Here is a 14,162-nt window from a genome sequence, read left to right as displayed (position 1 = left end):
GATGCCCTTATTCATCCGCGTAGGAATCCCGAAGCGGAGTCGCGTTCGCCACGTTGGTGCCGATTTCGAGGCCCGCCGAACGATTGCCGGAAAGCTGGCCTATGAAGGCCATGAACCAATAGTCGAGCATCAAAGCTTCGCCGGGGGTTTCCGGGATCACACGCAGGTTGGCGGATTCGTCGATATAGGCACGCATAGCTTCCTCCTTGAAGCAAAAAAGCCGACCCGGCTTACCGGATCGGTCACATCTCCCTATGTCCGCCTTCACACAGGTAAGGAACTGGCGGACACGGCGATGATTCCTTCGACGGTACATACCGCCTATAAGGGGAAACACCTACGCCACAGACGGCAAAAAGCTGGACCTCGCGCATCGGGTATATATCGCCCCGGCTTGGCGAGGGCCACAGCCCGCTATGCTTTGCCGCGTTGAGCTATCCAAGTGGATGGGATGCTCGATGGAAACCCTGGGCACCCCCCCATAGTTGGTGTCCGGGGGTTTTTATTTGCCCATCCCAATTGCGTTCGGTCGGCGAAAAAATCATCATCGATTCCCGTAAATGGGAACGCCAGACCTCGCCTTACTCCTGACGTTACTGTGTATACATAATGCGTACACAGTAACGGTCGGGCGGGGGGATTTTCGGGAATCTAAAGCTATTCTTGCCGACCCAAAAAAGACCGGGCCGCATATGACAAAATAAAACAGGACAGGACACATCAGAACATGGCAGACCGTGTCAGGGAGGGTGGCCTTGGTCCGGTTATGCAGCCTTCACCACCACGGCGGGCCAATCGGTGCGGTCGGTCAAGGACATCCATCGGCGCGAATCATCCAGAAATAGGGCGATTACCCTATCGTCGCCGTTAATAGTCCCATCGGCGATCCGAACATGATCGTAGGGACCGAAGCACCTAGACGCATTCCCGCCGTCATCCTCGAAGCAGATTTGCGCCCGGCCTTCGCAGCTTCCCCGGAAGTGAAGCTTATCCGTGTCCGTGATTTCCCAGAGATCATCGGGGCGGCGAAGAAGGCTGCGGGGCAACCGGGGCCGGACGCCGGCTCATGATCCGTCCGGCACCCTGGCAGGGCGACAACCGGGTTATCCACAGAACCTGTGGGCAACTGGTAGGAAGTTGGTCTTCCATCACCTTTTACAGGTGCTCGTCCCCCGCTCAGAAACGGGAGAAGCCCTGTTCATGGCCGCCCCTATCCGTGCTATTCGAAGTATGGGCCTGGGGGGGGTACGTCCGTGTCTTTATCGCGTAGCGAGGGGTTGTAAGGTCCGTGGCATTGGCGGAGATTTTGAAGAAACTCAGGGTTTGCCTCAATTCCAGGGCTTGTCCACTCATTTCCTCCGCCGTGGCGGATAGTTCCTCGGAAGCCGAGGCGTTCTGCTGGATGGTCTTGCTAAGCTGGTTCATGGCTTCGGCGATTTGCTTCGCGCCCGTGGCCTGTTCCTCGGAGGCGGAGGTGATCTCCTGCACCAAACCGGCGGTCTTCTTAGAGGACATCCGGCACATAAACTGCTTACACGGTTTTGGCCTCGATCCGTCTTCCCAGGATCAGGGCGCACGCCAACTGAAGGAAGGCCAGATAGTTGGCTCCCCGGCAGGTGTAGCGGGTTCGGATGGCCCGGAAGCCCTTGAGCCAGGCGAAAGCGCGCTCGACCACCCACCTCCGCGCGGGGTGGGTTGGCTCGGAGTCGCAGGAACGCTTCTCCTCGCCGATCTTGCGGATATGGGGGGTGTAGCCCAGTCCCGCGACTTCCCGCTCGACCCGTTCGTAGCCATACCCTTTGTCCAGGCAAAGATGCCTGGGACTTTGCCCGGCGTCGGCGGGTGCCTCGATCACGGCCGCCTCGACGGTGACCGTCACCAGGCGGCTGTCGTGCACGTTGGCCCCGGCCTGCGCGACGGCGAAAGGCATCCCCTTCCCGTCCACCTGAAGGTGGATCTTGCCACCGCTGCGCCCACGATCCGTGGGATTGCGCCCCAGGCCCTCGTCCTTCTGGCAGCGGGCTTGGCGGACCGGGGCCTGCACCAGGCTGCCGTCCATCGACTGCCAAGCCAGGTCGAACCCCTCGAGTTCCTCGTACTCCGCCGCCGACCAGCGGAACATCTCCTTGAACACGCCGGCGGCAACCCATCTCTGAAAGTGCTCGTGGACCGCGCTTTTCGAGCCGTAGCAGGCCGGCAGGCAATCCCATTGGCAACCGGTCTTGAGCACATACAGAATCCCGTTCATGACCGTCCGGAACTCCAGCGGCTTGGAGCCGCCCGGCCTGCGCCGCTTGAACGGCTCCAACAATGGCTCCACGTGCTCCCACAGCCGGTCCGAGATTTCCAGGCAACTCATGGGTCTCCTCCGCTTCCGCTTCGCAAAAGACGGGTCTTTTAAGCGTTCGCCGCGCAAAGCACAAGATGTGCCGGATGTCCTCTTAGTCGAGGGCACTATTTCGCCCAGCAGCGTCCCAGCCCGCTCAGCCATAGCGACGCTGGATGCGGCCAATGCGCCGATCTCCTGGGCTGAGACCTGGGAGCGCTCGGCCAGTTTGCGGACTTCGGCGGCGACCACCGCGAACCCCTTGCCGTGCTCCCCGGCGCGGGCGGCCTCGATGGCCGCATTGAGGGCCAGGAGGTTGGTCTGGTAGGCGATATCGTCGATGATGCCGATTTTCCCGGCGATTTGCCTCATTGCCTGGACGGTTTGCGTGACCGCCTGTCCGCCCTCAATGGCCTCGCTGGCGGTTTTCTCGGCGATGCCGTCGGTGGCCTGGGCGTTGTCCTTGTTTTGATTGATGGATGCGGCCATCTGCTCCATGGAAGCGGAGGTTTCCTCGACGCCGGAGGCTTGCTCGGAAGAAGCTTGGGCCAGGGATTGGGAGGTGGCGCTCAGTTGCTCGGAGGCCGAAGAGATGGACTCGGTGGCTTGATTGACCTCGGCCAGGGTTTTGGAAAGCTTGCCCACCGCGTCGTTGATCGCCTCCTTGAGTTCGAGGAAGGTACCCCGATAATCGCCGGCGACGGCTACGGTCAGGTCGCCTTCGGCCACGCGGCCCATGATCTCGCGAATACGCTCCACTGGCCCGGCGACAGCGTCGAGGGTGGAGTTCATGCCCTCTACAATCCTACGGTAGTCGCCGCGGTGTCTGGAGGCGTCGGCGCGGGTGGCGAGTTTGCCTTCCGTTCCGGCTTCGGACAGCATCAACGAGTCATCGACCAGGGCTTTGATATTGGTGGACATGTGTTGCATGGCGGCCATCAAGCTGCCGGTATCGCCAGACTTCAATACGATTTGCGTGGACAGGTCGCCATCGGCGATGCGGTTGGCGATTTCGGCAGCCGTTCCCGGCTCGCCTCCCAGTTGGCGCAGGATGGTCCGGGCGATGTAGTAGCCGACACCGGCGACGAAGGCTGCCGTGATCAGCGCCCCCGCCCAGCTTTGCCATAGGGCGGCGGCTTGGATGTTCATGGCCTCGGTGGCTGCTTTCCCCGCCAGGTCGGCGTTGTACTTGGCGTGGGCCTCGAGGCTGTTTTGCAAATCCCGGCCGAGATCGGTCAAGCGATCAAGGGCGTCTCGGGCTGACCTTTTGTCCATATTCTGGGAGGAGGCCAGCACCGGGGGAATTCCCGCCTCGTACTGGTTCCATTTCACCAAGTTCGCCTCAAACAGGTGCTGGTCCTCGGCGTTGGAGATCAGCGGCTTATAGGCTTCGAAAGCCGCCGCCAGATCGCGCTGGGCGCTTTTCAATTCCTGACCTAGCCGTTCTATTTGGCTCCGGTCCTCGTTGAGGACGTGCCGGAGCAGGCGGACCCTGACCTGACCGAACGCCTTGATCTCAGAATTCACGGCGATCAAAGAGGGGACGCTATTGATATTGGCATAATTGGCCGAAGTGAATACCTGTTTTATTTGGTAATTCGCCAGGACCGACAAACCAATCAAACCTAATAAATTGAAAGTTATTAGAAGTAACATTTTCTTGGTGATAGTCATTTTCAATTCCTCGAAAGGGGCGGGCAAGGTGCCGCGCTGGCGCGAGAATCAACAATTGTGGAGATCGCCCCGCGAACAGGGTGGACGGCGTAGTAGATGCGCAGAGAGGCCTATTCGGAAATCCCGACATTGGGCAGGATCGTCGTGAGGGATATTTTTGACGATCATGGCGGCGGGTCTCGTTAGGACTTGCTCACAAATCTAGTGTTAGTAACGGTTTTATCGATTTCCTCTGCCCGCAGCTTCCGCAACTCGGGGAATGAACGGTTCCCCGACCGGCCACTGGCGCGCCCAGCCTCGGCGATCCGGATGAACGAACGGACCCGGCGCGGCGCTTGGCTTCGGGGCGGATGGCTAGGAATCGGCCAGGGCGGGCGGGCCACCGCCAATGAGAGATCGCGGCGCGAGCGCGGGCAAGGCGGGCGGCAAAAAAGGCGGGGTCGGACGGCGCGACGGGGGATGTCTACCGGAAGAAATCGCTATCATCTGCTACAATCAGCTCATCCGATCTACCGGAATAGGCAAGGCGATGGCGAGCGCACAGCATCAAGCAACGTGGCGGGCGAAAGTCCAAAAGAGCCGAGTAGAAATCTATCTAGCCCCCGAAGAATTGGCGAGGCTGGACGGCCTGGGAGGCACGAGGGCGGAAGCCATCCGGGGCTTATTGGCGACAGATAGGTCTCTACGGGAATCCCAGCCATGCTTCCCCGGATTACCCGCCGATACCCTGGCAGAGCTTCAAGCCTCGTTTCCGCATCAGGACGGTGGGATTGATTGGCGGGAGGTGGCACGTGCGGCGCTTATCACTGCTCATATGCGGATAGGCAATATGGAACAGCGGTTCGATGAAATGAAGTCGGCACAAATAACCATATAAGGCGGACCCTTGGATTACCTAAATCAAACAATCGAAGAGATAGAGAAATGGCGAATACTGTGGAATCACTAAAAAAACTGGATGGGTTCATTGCTGCGGCGCTCGTGGATTCCAGCAGTGGCATGATGCTGGAATCGTTGGTGGTCGGTAATTATCCGGTGGAAATCGCCGCGGCGGCCAATACCGAAGTGTTGCAGTCCAAGCTCAAGGCGATGGATGCCATCGGACTCAGCGACGACAATATCGAAGACATCCTCATCAGCCTTGGTAGCCAGTATCACCTGCTGCGCCCGCTCAACTCCAACCGTGAAATTTTCATCTATCTCGCACTGGACCGCAGCCGCGCCAATTTGGCGATGGCCCGGCTGGAAGTCAAAAAAGTTGAAGGCAGCATCAAGCGCATTTAGAAGCCGATACCCGATCTAACCCCATCCCCGTAATACACCCGCGCCGACCTGGGAAACCGGGTCGGCTTTTTTATGCCCGCTTACTCGCCTTGTCGGAGGCCCGAGCGAAGTCCGACCGCCGACGCCGAACGGGCTTGGGCCGAATTTTTGAGGATGCGGGATGGCGGGGAATGAACCGCTCCACCCCCTTTGTTACGGGGGCGATCCGTAACGAGCCGGTGGGTGTGTTACGAGGGGAGCGGTAATTGAAGAAACCGCTTGCGTTAGTTGGTGATGCTGATATGATCCTCATCACCAACTAACGCAAGCGGACACACCACCATGAAGGCAATCGGCTACATCCGGGTTTCCACCCAAGGGCAAGCGGACGAAGGCATCAGCTTGGAAGCGCAGCGGGCCAAGATTGCCGCATGGGCCGACCTGAACGGCTACGAACTGGCGGGTATCTTCGAGGATGCCGGTATCAGCGGCACCAAGGCCGACCGGCCCGGACTCGTCGCCGCCCTGGCCGCTGTCGGCAAGGGGGATGCCCTCGTGGTCTATAGCCTGTCCCGGCTGGCGCGGTCCACCAAGCACACCATCGAGGTTTCCGAACGGCTGACCAAGGCCGGGGCCGACCTCGTTTCCATTTCCGAGAAGATCGACACCACCAGCGCCGCCGGGAAGATGGTCTTCCGTATGCTGGCCGTCATGGCCGAATTCGAGCGGGACCAAATCAGCGAGCGCACCAGCAACGCCTTACAGCACAAGAAAGCACAGGGTGGACGGGTTGGGTCGATTCCCTCATCACCTATCAATTTTCGGGTAGGCTTGAAGGCCGGAACGAATTTCGACTGACGAAGCGATGGGAACTGTAAAGAAACTGGCCGAGGAAGTAGGGCGTGGGCTGGAACAGGCCCTTCCTGGACTGCGCAAGACGGTGGTCGGGAAGCTGGCGCTGGCGGTGGGGGCGATGATCGAGGGGCGGACGCCGAACACGGTGGAGTTGGCGAACCTGCTGCCCTTGCCGACGGAGAGGCAGGACATGCGCGAGCAATGGCTGAGGCGCTTGTTGAAGAATCCGCTGCTGGGGTCGGCGGTGGTGATGGAGCCGTTCGCGCGGGCCGAACTCGCCCGGGCCGCGCGGAACGGCCAGACCGTGCAGTTGAGCCTGGACCAGACCGACCTCGGGGACCGGATGGCGGTGCTGATGGTGGGCGTGCGGGTCGGCGACCGGGCGCTGCCCTTGGCCTGGGTGGCGGAAGAGGGGCCGGCCAATATCGGTTTCGAGGGCCAGGAGCGGGTGTTGGAGCGGGTCCTGGCCTGGCTGCCGCCGGGGGCGGACGTATTGCTCTCGGCGGACCGGTTCTACCCCTCGGTGGCCTTGTTCGATTGGCTGGGCGCGCGGGGCTGGGGCTATCGGCTGCGGTTGAAAGGCAATGTGCTGGCGGACACCGGCGAAGGGGAGGAAACCACCACGGGCGGACTGGCGCGGGGCGCGGAGGAACGCTATCTGCCGGGAGTGCGGCTGTTCGCGCACGGGGTGATGACCCACGTGGGCATCCTCCACGAACCCGGCCATCCCGAGCCCTGGATCATCGCGATGGACTGCGCCCCCACGCGGGCGGCGGTGTTGGACTACGCGGCGCGCTGGTCCATCGAGCCCATGTTCTCGGATTTCAAGGGCCGGGGCTTCGGGTTGGAGGATTCGCAACTGGAACACGCCGACCGTTTGGAACGCCTGATCCTCGTCATGTCGCTGGCCATGTGGTGGTGCGTCCAGGTCGGGCGGGACGACGCCTCGGACCGTCCAACGCCGCTCGAAAAAAAGCCTGGTCGCAAACCGATGCCGGACACTGGAGCTTCAGGAAGCTCCGCCGCAGCTTGGTTTCCTGGTTCACCCGGGGCTTGCGCTACCTAAAGCGACGCCTACAAAACGACATGCCTTTGCCCGCCTTTTGCGCGGCCATGCGAAATTGATAGGTGATGAGGGTCGATTCCCTACGGCAAGCGCCTGAGCGAAGACGGGAAAACCCTCGTAGACGACGAAGCTGAGCAGGAGGTTATCCGGCTGGTGAAGCTATTGCGCGAGGGCGGCATGAGCTACCCGAAAATCGCCGCAGAGCTTGAGGCCCGCGACATGAAACCGAGGGGCAAGACGTGGCATCCTCAAACCGTTAAAAATATCGCAGAGGCGGCATGATGGACCCAAAAGTAGCCGGGAAGATACTTGACCGGATAGCCGAGCTATCTCAAGGAAATGAACAAAGGACCATGGAATATTTGAGCAAAACACAAACAGGCGCAGACCGTCAGAGAAAATATGCGGAAAAGCGCCAATCCGAGGGCAAGAAACAGGTTTATCTGTGGCTTGATAATGACAATGCGGATGCCTTGAAACGGGAATATCCTGGCATTCGTGGCGGCATCAACTGGCAAGCCATCATCAAGGTGGCGCTGGCCCATGTGGAGGGCAAGGACCGGCCCAAAGAATAATGCTTCCTATCCGGCTGGGTCGGCTGATTTGTAATCAGCGGGCGGTTTTTGTTGGGTAGGTACAAGATAATGGGTCACCCAGCACAAATTTTTCAATATTTTGTGTCAACCGTACAGGGCGTTATAATATCGTCATCCTGCTTGCGGGGCTTAAAACGTTTAGACCCCGCCCCGCATTCTGTAGCCAGTTTCTCAGGCGAACTACAGAATGCGAAAGCGGGGTCCATGGTTTTTGCAATCAAGGGGCTTACCCTCTCAAAAGCGCGGATTAGGTTTTACCGTGGAACGGTTGCCTATCTCCGACCCGCCAAATTTGGCGAGTACCGTGGATTATAGCGAATTCACACCCCACAAAAGAATCCCCCCGCACGTTTTTGTTGTGTAAGCCTCACTCCTCTGTGAGGTAACTCTATGAATCGTAAAGATTCCGACTGGATTTCCATTTCCACCGCTGTGCGTGAACTGCCCATTTCCCGCCCCCGACTCATTCAAGCCATCGAGCAAGGGCAGATTGAGGCGGTTTACAGCGGCACCAAGTCAGTGCGGGTCCGCCGTAATGACGTGTGGACGCTCTTGACCACCCCTCCCCGCAAGCCCCAAGCCCATCCGGCCCAAGCCGCTTGATGGGGGGCAGCCATGCAAAAACCAAACGATGCCCGGCAGAAGCCGGGACGGGATAGCCGCATCCAAAATCCTGCAGTTTTAGGTTCACCTTGGCGCAGGAGGCAGTTATGAACGCCGCCGCCATCCTCGATCTATTCGGACCACCCGCGCCCGCTATCGGGCCACGCGAGCATTTCGACACCGTACACGGTGGACATTCAACGAAAGTGGCCTATCTATCGATTCCCATCGAAGGCAAACCCCACGAACGGACATTCCCGCCCGAGGAAACCCGTTTCGTCATGGAAATGGCCCCCGGCTTCGACAGGATGGACCTGTACTTTTCGCAGTCCGGGTTCCATCACCGCCGTATGCTGGGCCAAGTCGCCGCCCTGCCCACCCTGTGGGTGGACCTCGATTTCTACAAAGACCCGCGGTTAAAACGGGTCGGTCCAATGGAATTGCTCGACAGGGCACAAGCCAGATACCCCACGCTACCCATGCCCACGCTGGTGATTTCAAGCGGGCGCGGCGCATATTTCGAGTGGGTATTCGATAAACCGCTACCACCCACCAACCTCGCGCAATGGCAACAAGTCATGGATTGCCTGATAGCGATGTTCAAGGACTTCGGGGCCGATCCAGCGTGCCGGGACGCAACGCGGGTTCTCCGCATTGTGGGCGGGACAAATCAGAAAAACAGGCGCGAAGTCACCGGTTACAGAACCGGAATACCCGTGGCATTCGATGAAATCCGCCGGGCCGTGCTGGGATATGCTGGAACCCTGCGGGCCATCGAAACACCGAAAGCCGCACCGGACCACAAGGAAACCGGAAATCGCAAACCAAGCCCAACAGCTAAAGAAACGCTGGGCCATGCCAACCAAAGCGAAACGTCCACACCGAAACCAACAAGCCAAGAACAGACCCGGAAGCTATCGGAAAAGCAAGCGAAAAGCCTGCTCGGTCCATATTTGCTGCACCGGGCACGGCTCAGCGATTACGAAACCTTGGCGAAGCTGCGCGGCGGCAAACTCAAGGATTGCCGGTCACGAATGCTCTTTGCCGTTGCGACCTCGCTGACGTGGTACATCGGCGACGAAAACAGACTGAAAGTGGAGTTGCGAGACTTCGCCCAAGAACATTTCCTGAACCCCAAGAAATACGAGGCGAGCCGAGTCAAGGCGGTGATCGACCGTTTAAAACTCGACCAAGGCGGCATAGTGATTCCAGTCTGGGAAGGCCGGCGCGTACCGAACCGATACCGCATGACAAACGCCTACCTGCTGAAATTGCTGGAAGTCACCCCGGAAGAAGAAAAAAAACTGACCACGATCATCGGCACCGAGGAAAAAGCACAGCGGCGACGCCACAAGGCCGGAGCCATGAGCCGCGAGGAATACGAAGCCCGCGCCCAAGAAAAACGCGAGCGCATCAAAGGATTAAGCGCCGAAGGCTTGCGGCAAGCTGAAATCGCAAAGACGGTGGAAGTCCACAGACAACAGGTACACCAAACCCTAAAGACGGGAGGCAGACCCGAATACAAAGAACGCACTTTTGACAACGCATCACCAAACGTTTCATCGGACGTTTCATCATTGCGGGCTGCCGGTCTTTCACAGCGGGCCATTGCGGCGGCGCTCGGCATCCACCAAAGCACCGTTTCCCGCATACTCGCCAGCCAAAGCGAAGCCCGGCAGGCCACCGAAGGCACCGGCATCGTCACGGAGGAATAGCCAATGACCCACCTGTACACCAAGCCCCGCCCCGGCGCTCTACCTACCACTAACGCCGAACGCATCCGCAACCACCGCCAGCGGCGAAAAGAGGCGGGGCAAGAATGCCTGCACCTGTGGCTGGACCAAGAAACCATCATCGGCCTACAGCCATACCTGCGACAACATGAAATCCTTGTTCATGGCATCGCCCGCATCCTCAAGCAGTTGACCGAACCACAACCACCCACGCGCCCGCGCCCATAAGGGGCATAATATTTCGCGAAATATCCGACCCACCCTAACCCTACTTGACAGCGCCAAACCCGATGTTGTTAGATGATGAACATGTTCACATCTTGAGAAGATAGAATGTTCGTCACGGCCATCGTCGGACAGAAAGGCGGCACCGGCAAAACCACCACCAGCCTATGCTTGGCCGTTTCGGCAGCCAGGGCGGGCCAAGCCGCCGTGATTATCGACCTCGACCCCCAGGCGAACGCGGCGAACTGGAAAGACCGGAGGACCGGGGAAAATCCCGCCGTCATCGCCGCGCCGGTCAGCCGCCTCAAGCAAACCCTCGAAACCGCCCGGACCTATGGCGCGGAGTTCGTCATCATCGACACCCCCGGCAAATCCGATAGCGCCGCCGTGGAAGCGGCCCGCGCCGCGCACCTGGTCTTGATCCCGGTTAGGCCGCAGATATTCGACCTTGAGACCTTGCCCGGCGTGCGCGACCTATTGCGAGTGGCTGGGGATACCCCGGCCTATGTGATCCTCAATGGCCTACACCCCCAGGCCAGGAAACAAGCGGAGGACGCCAAGGCCATGATCGAGCAAACCACCGGGTTCAAGGTTTGCCCGTTCCACCTCTGCCACCGTGGCAGCTACGCCGAAGCGCCGACCACCGGCAGCACGCCCCAGGAATTGGACCCGGACGGCAAAGCCGCCGATGAAATCGACCGGCTTTACAAGTTCATCACTCAACACGAGAACATGTAAACATGGCTAAGAACATGCAAGCCTTGCAAGAGGCGCTGAAAGGCACGCAGAAAACGCCGAACGCATCCCAGGCCGCTCCGACATCCGGGACCACGCAGGGCTACATGGCACCGAGCCGCGAGGGCAAAACCAACATCACGGCCTACCTTTCGCCGGACTACAAAGCCAGCTTGCGCCTCATCCAGGCCAAGACCGGAACCAGCTTGCAAGCGCTGATTGCCGAATCGCTCAACGATCTTTTCCGCAAGTACGATGTACCCACGGTGGATGAATAAAATCAACATGTTTACATCATTACTTTCTTGCAAGTAAAGCGCCTTTGGCCGTGAACCGGCCTTTTTTCCTCCCGAGTGATTACCCCCCGCATGTTTGAACAAGCCTTCAAAAATATCGACGACGTTCTCCGCAAAGAGGCCGGTTGCACCACCGAACTGGATTACACCGAACAAACTTCCTGGCTGCTGTTCCTGAAATACCTGGACGGCCTGGAGCAGGACAAGGCTTTGGAAGCCGAGATGGAAGGCCGGTCCTACGCCTACATCATCGAAAGGCCACATTTCCGCTGGGAGAACTGGGCCGCGCCGAAAACCCCCGAGGGCAAAATCGACCATAACCGCGCCATCACCGGCGACGACCTGCGGGAATTCGTAGACCGGCAGTTGTTCCCCTATTTGCACGGCTTCAAGCAGCGGGCCAGCGGGCCGAACACCCTCGAATACAAGATCGGGGAGATTTTCGGCGAGATCAAAAACAAGATTCACAGCGGCTATAACCTGCGCGAGATCATCGACTATATCGACGAATTGCGCTTCGGCTCCAAGGCCGAGAAGCACGAGCTATCGCACCTCTACGAGGCCAAGATCAAGAATATGGGCAACGCCGGGCGCAACGGCGGCGAATACTACACGCCGCGTCCGTTGATCCGGGCCATCGTGCGGGTGGTAAAGCCCAAGGTCGGCGAGCGCATCTATGACGGCGCGGTCGGTTCGGCGGGCTTCCTGTGCGAAGCCTTCGACTATCTCAAGGCCCAGCCCAATCTGACCACGGCGGACCTCAAGACCCTGCAAGAGCGCACCTTCTACGGCAAGGAGAAGAAGTCGCTGGCCTATGTCATCGCGATCATGAACATGATCCTGCATGGCATCGAAGCGCCGAACATCGTCCACACCAACACCCTGGCCGAGAGTTTGGCCGACATCCAGGACAAGGACCGCATGGAGGTGATCCTGGCCAATCCGCCTTTCGGCGGCAAGGAGCGCAAGGAGGTCCAGCAGAACTTCCCGATCCGCACCGGGGAAACGGCGTTCCTGTTCCTGCAACACTTCGTGAAGATGCTCAAGGTGGGCGGGCGGGCCGGTGTGGTCATCAAGAATACTTTCCTGTCGAACACCGACAACGCTTCGGTGAGCCTGCGGAAGCTCTTGGTGGAAAGCTGCAACCTGCACACGGTGCTGGATTGTCCCGGCGGCACGTTCCAGGGCGCGGGGGTGAAAACCGTGGTGCTGTTGTTCGAGAAGGGCACGCCGACCCGGAAGGTCTGGTATTACCAGCTTGATCCCGGTCGCAACCTGGGCAAGACCAACCCGTTGAACGATGCCGACCTGGCCGAGTTCGTCGAGTTGCAAAGGACGTTTGCCGATTCGCCCAAGAGTTGGAGCGTGGACATAGCGAATATCGACCCGGCGACTTTTGATCTTTCGGTGAAGAATCCCAACGGCGGCGATGTTGTTACCCACCGCAGCCCGCAGGACATCATGGATGAGATTGTGGCGCTGGATGCGGAGAGTGCGGAGGTATTGGCGGGGATTCGGGAGTTGTTGGGATGAAAACGGGTTGGCAGCTAAAATCACTAGCTGATGTATGTCAGATAAAACCACCAAAGTCTGAGGTTCGTCGCCAGCTTTCCGAGACGGACTTAGTTTCGTTTGTGCCAATGGAAGATTTGGGAATAGAACAAAAATTATTAGTTCCCACGCAAACGAAGCCATTGTTGGAAGTTATTGGAAGCTATACCTATTTTGCGGATGGCGATGTTCTGCTCGCTAAAATAACGCCTTGCTTTGAGAACGGAAAACTAGGAATTGCTGAAAATTTAAGCAATGGTATTGGATTCGGTTCAAGCGAATATATAGTATTTCGCCCAAGCTCGTCAGTGAATAAAGATTGGCTTTACTACTTTCTTTCGCGTGATTCTTTCCGGCGGGAAGGCGCGGAGCGGATGAGTGGCGCTGTTGGGCATAAGCGGGTTAGTAAAGATTTTATTGAACAGTATAAAATTCCTGTTCCTCCGCTTTCAGAACAACAGCGCATAGTCGCCATCCTAGACGAAGCCTTCGACGGCATCGCCACCGCCAAGGCCAACGCGGAAAGGAACCTACAGAACGCCCGCGCCCTGTTTGAAAGTCATCTGCAATCTGTTTTTACTCAGCAGAGTGAAGGATGGACGGAAAAACGATTACAAGATGTTTGTGAGAAAATCACAGATGGAACTCACCAAACACCAACCTATTTTGATAATGGTATTATTTTCCTATCCTCTAGAAATGTAACTAGCGGAAAAATAAATTGGGATGACATCAAATACATTGATATTAAGCAGCATGTTGAGATGCATAAACGTGTGGCTCCCAAGGTTAACGATATTTTGTTAGCAAAAAATGGAACTACAGGTGTTGCAGCCATAGTTGATCGAGATGTCGTTTTTGATATTTATGTTAGTCTGGCATTAATACGAACTCTTGGATTTGTTATCCCAAGGTTTTTACTTCACTTCATGAACTCGCCAGTTGCTAAATATCAATTCAATAAACGATTAAAAGGCATCGGGGTTCCAAATCTTCATTTGCAAGAGATCAGAGAAGTTGTAATTAGATACCCAATTGATTTAGAAGAGCAAATGGAAGTCGTGAAAAAAATTGATGATATTCAAAAACAAATTCAACGCCTAGAATCCATCTACCGCCAGAAACTAGCCGCCCTGGACGAGTTGAAAAAAACCCTGCTGCATCAAGCCTTCACCGGCCAGCTTTGACCCGCAAGCGATGGCGAATGGTCTAAATCGAACGATTCGCCTAAACTGGCCC

At 57.8% G+C, this 14,162-nt stretch carries 14 protein-coding genes and 3 pseudogenes; 12 read left to right on the top strand and 5 right to left on the bottom strand.

The features are described 5' to 3' along the window. Positions 1 to 7: 7 nt before the first annotated feature. The 5 genes and pseudogenes from K5658_RS22930 to K5658_RS23820 all read right to left on the bottom strand — a co-directional run. A complete protein-coding gene (locus tag K5658_RS22930) occupies positions 8 to 196 on the bottom strand; it encodes a hypothetical protein (protein ID WP_221067434.1) in 189 nt (62 codons plus the stop codon). Positions 197 to 1,176: 980 nt separating this feature from the next. Further along, positions 1,177 to 1,515 carry a hypothetical protein gene (locus K5658_RS24280; protein ID WP_221067433.1) on the bottom strand — a complete coding sequence of 113 codons (339 nt, stop codon included), beginning with the start codon at positions 1,513 to 1,515 and terminating at the stop codon, positions 1,177 to 1,179. 16 nt (positions 1,516 to 1,531) lie between these two features. Continuing rightward, positions 1,532 to 2,335 (bottom strand): annotated as a pseudogene (locus tag K5658_RS23830) (IS5 family transposase); the annotation flags it as partial. A gap of 96 nt (positions 2,336 to 2,431) precedes the next feature. Then, positions 2,432 to 3,487 (bottom strand): annotated as a pseudogene (locus K5658_RS23825) (methyl-accepting chemotaxis protein); the annotation flags it as partial. Next, a pseudogene (locus K5658_RS23820) lies at positions 3,488 to 4,000 on the bottom strand (MCP four helix bundle domain-containing protein); the annotation flags it as partial. A 924-nt stretch (positions 4,001 to 4,924) separates the two neighbouring features. Here K5658_RS23820 and K5658_RS22915 point away from each other — a divergent pair. The 12 genes from K5658_RS22915 to K5658_RS22860 all read left to right on the top strand — a co-directional run bounded on the left by K5658_RS22915 (position 4,925) and on the right by K5658_RS22860 (position 14,110). Beyond that, complete coding sequence (locus tag K5658_RS22915) at positions 4,925 to 5,284, top strand: hypothetical protein (RefSeq protein WP_221067431.1); 360 nt, start codon at positions 4,925 to 4,927, stop codon at positions 5,282 to 5,284. Between the two features lie 321 nt (positions 5,285 to 5,605). Then, the gene (locus K5658_RS22910) at positions 5,606 to 6,121 is read left to right on the top strand and encodes a recombinase family protein (protein WP_221067430.1); all 516 of its coding nucleotides are present in this window, start codon (positions 5,606 to 5,608) and stop codon (positions 6,119 to 6,121) included. Between the two features lie 7 nt (positions 6,122 to 6,128). Further along, on the top strand, positions 6,129 to 7,184 hold the full coding sequence (locus K5658_RS22905; protein ID WP_221063840.1) for a transposase: 1,056 nt from the start codon (positions 6,129 to 6,131) through the stop codon (positions 7,182 to 7,184). 75 nt (positions 7,185 to 7,259) lie between these two features. Beyond that, complete coding sequence (locus K5658_RS24275) at positions 7,260 to 7,466, top strand: recombinase family protein (protein ID WP_425515959.1); 207 nt, start codon at positions 7,260 to 7,262, stop codon at positions 7,464 to 7,466. Then, on the top strand, positions 7,463 to 7,759 hold the full coding sequence (locus K5658_RS22895) for a hypothetical protein (RefSeq protein WP_221067428.1): 297 nt from the start codon (positions 7,463 to 7,465) through the stop codon (positions 7,757 to 7,759). Before K5658_RS24275 ends, K5658_RS22895 begins: the two co-directional genes overlap by 4 nt. A gap of 411 nt (positions 7,760 to 8,170) precedes the next feature. After that, a complete protein-coding gene (locus K5658_RS22890) occupies positions 8,171 to 8,383 on the top strand; it encodes a hypothetical protein (RefSeq protein ID WP_221067427.1) in 213 nt (70 codons plus the stop codon). Positions 8,384 to 8,490: 107 nt separating this feature from the next. Beyond that, the gene (locus tag K5658_RS23815) at positions 8,491 to 10,098 is read left to right on the top strand and encodes a helix-turn-helix domain-containing protein (protein WP_246628707.1); all 1,608 of its coding nucleotides are present in this window, start codon (positions 8,491 to 8,493) and stop codon (positions 10,096 to 10,098) included. A gap of 3 nt (positions 10,099 to 10,101) precedes the next feature. Continuing rightward, the gene (locus K5658_RS22880) at positions 10,102 to 10,344 is read left to right on the top strand and encodes a hypothetical protein (RefSeq protein ID WP_221067426.1); all 243 of its coding nucleotides are present in this window, start codon (positions 10,102 to 10,104) and stop codon (positions 10,342 to 10,344) included. Positions 10,345 to 10,449: 105 nt separating this feature from the next. Beyond that, on the top strand, positions 10,450 to 11,079 hold the full coding sequence (locus K5658_RS22875) for an AAA family ATPase (protein WP_221067425.1): 630 nt from the start codon (positions 10,450 to 10,452) through the stop codon (positions 11,077 to 11,079). 2 nt (positions 11,080 to 11,081) lie between these two features. Then, positions 11,082 to 11,354 carry a ribbon-helix-helix domain-containing protein gene (locus K5658_RS22870; RefSeq protein ID WP_221067424.1) on the top strand — a complete coding sequence of 91 codons (273 nt, stop codon included), beginning with the start codon at positions 11,082 to 11,084 and terminating at the stop codon, positions 11,352 to 11,354. A 90-nt stretch (positions 11,355 to 11,444) separates the two neighbouring features. Next, the gene (locus tag K5658_RS22865) at positions 11,445 to 12,905 is read left to right on the top strand and encodes a class I SAM-dependent DNA methyltransferase (RefSeq protein ID WP_221067423.1); all 1,461 of its coding nucleotides are present in this window, start codon (positions 11,445 to 11,447) and stop codon (positions 12,903 to 12,905) included. Then, positions 12,902 to 14,110, top strand: a complete 1,209-nt coding sequence (locus K5658_RS22860) for a restriction endonuclease subunit S (RefSeq protein ID WP_221067422.1) — start codon at positions 12,902 to 12,904, stop codon at positions 14,108 to 14,110. The genes K5658_RS22865 and K5658_RS22860 overlap by 4 nt, the downstream gene beginning before the upstream one ends. The last annotated feature ends 52 nt before the right edge of the window (positions 14,111 to 14,162 follow it).

Origin of the sequence: Methylomagnum ishizawai (assembly GCF_019670005.1) — a bacterium.
Lineage (GTDB): Bacteria > Pseudomonadota > Gammaproteobacteria > Methylococcales > Methylococcaceae > Methylomagnum > Methylomagnum ishizawai.
This window is presented reverse-complemented; position numbering and strand designations above follow the sequence as displayed.

Excerpts from the sequence above, each read along its gene's own strand:
- K5658_RS23815 (WP_246628707.1), top strand. The coding sequence starts at position 8,491 with ATGAACGCCGCCGCCATCCTCGATCTATTCGGACCACCCGCGCCCGCT.
- K5658_RS22875 (WP_221067425.1), top strand. The coding sequence starts at position 10,450 with ATGTTCGTCACGGCCATCGTCGGACAGAAAGGCGGCACCGGCAAAACC.
- K5658_RS24280 (WP_221067433.1), bottom strand. The coding sequence starts at position 1,515 with ATGTCCTCTAAGAAGACCGCCGGTTTGGTGCAGGAGATCACCTCCGCC.
- K5658_RS22930 (WP_221067434.1), bottom strand. The coding sequence starts at position 196 with ATGCGTGCCTATATCGACGAATCCGCCAACCTGCGTGTGATCCCGGAA.
- K5658_RS22870 (WP_221067424.1), top strand. The coding sequence starts at position 11,082 with ATGGCTAAGAACATGCAAGCCTTGCAAGAGGCGCTGAAAGGCACGCAG.
- K5658_RS22865 (WP_221067423.1), top strand. The coding sequence starts at position 11,445 with ATGTTTGAACAAGCCTTCAAAAATATCGACGACGTTCTCCGCAAAGAG.
- K5658_RS22895 (WP_221067428.1), top strand. The coding sequence starts at position 7,463 with ATGATGGACCCAAAAGTAGCCGGGAAGATACTTGACCGGATAGCCGAG.
- K5658_RS22910 (WP_221067430.1), top strand. The coding sequence starts at position 5,606 with ATGAAGGCAATCGGCTACATCCGGGTTTCCACCCAAGGGCAAGCGGAC.
- K5658_RS22860 (WP_221067422.1), top strand. The coding sequence starts at position 12,902 with ATGAAAACGGGTTGGCAGCTAAAATCACTAGCTGATGTATGTCAGATA.
- K5658_RS22905 (WP_221063840.1), top strand. The coding sequence starts at position 6,129 with ATGGGAACTGTAAAGAAACTGGCCGAGGAAGTAGGGCGTGGGCTGGAA.
- K5658_RS22915 (WP_221067431.1), top strand. The coding sequence starts at position 4,925 with ATGGCGAATACTGTGGAATCACTAAAAAAACTGGATGGGTTCATTGCT.
- K5658_RS22880 (WP_221067426.1), top strand. The coding sequence starts at position 10,102 with ATGACCCACCTGTACACCAAGCCCCGCCCCGGCGCTCTACCTACCACT.
- K5658_RS22890 (WP_221067427.1), top strand. The coding sequence starts at position 8,171 with ATGAATCGTAAAGATTCCGACTGGATTTCCATTTCCACCGCTGTGCGT.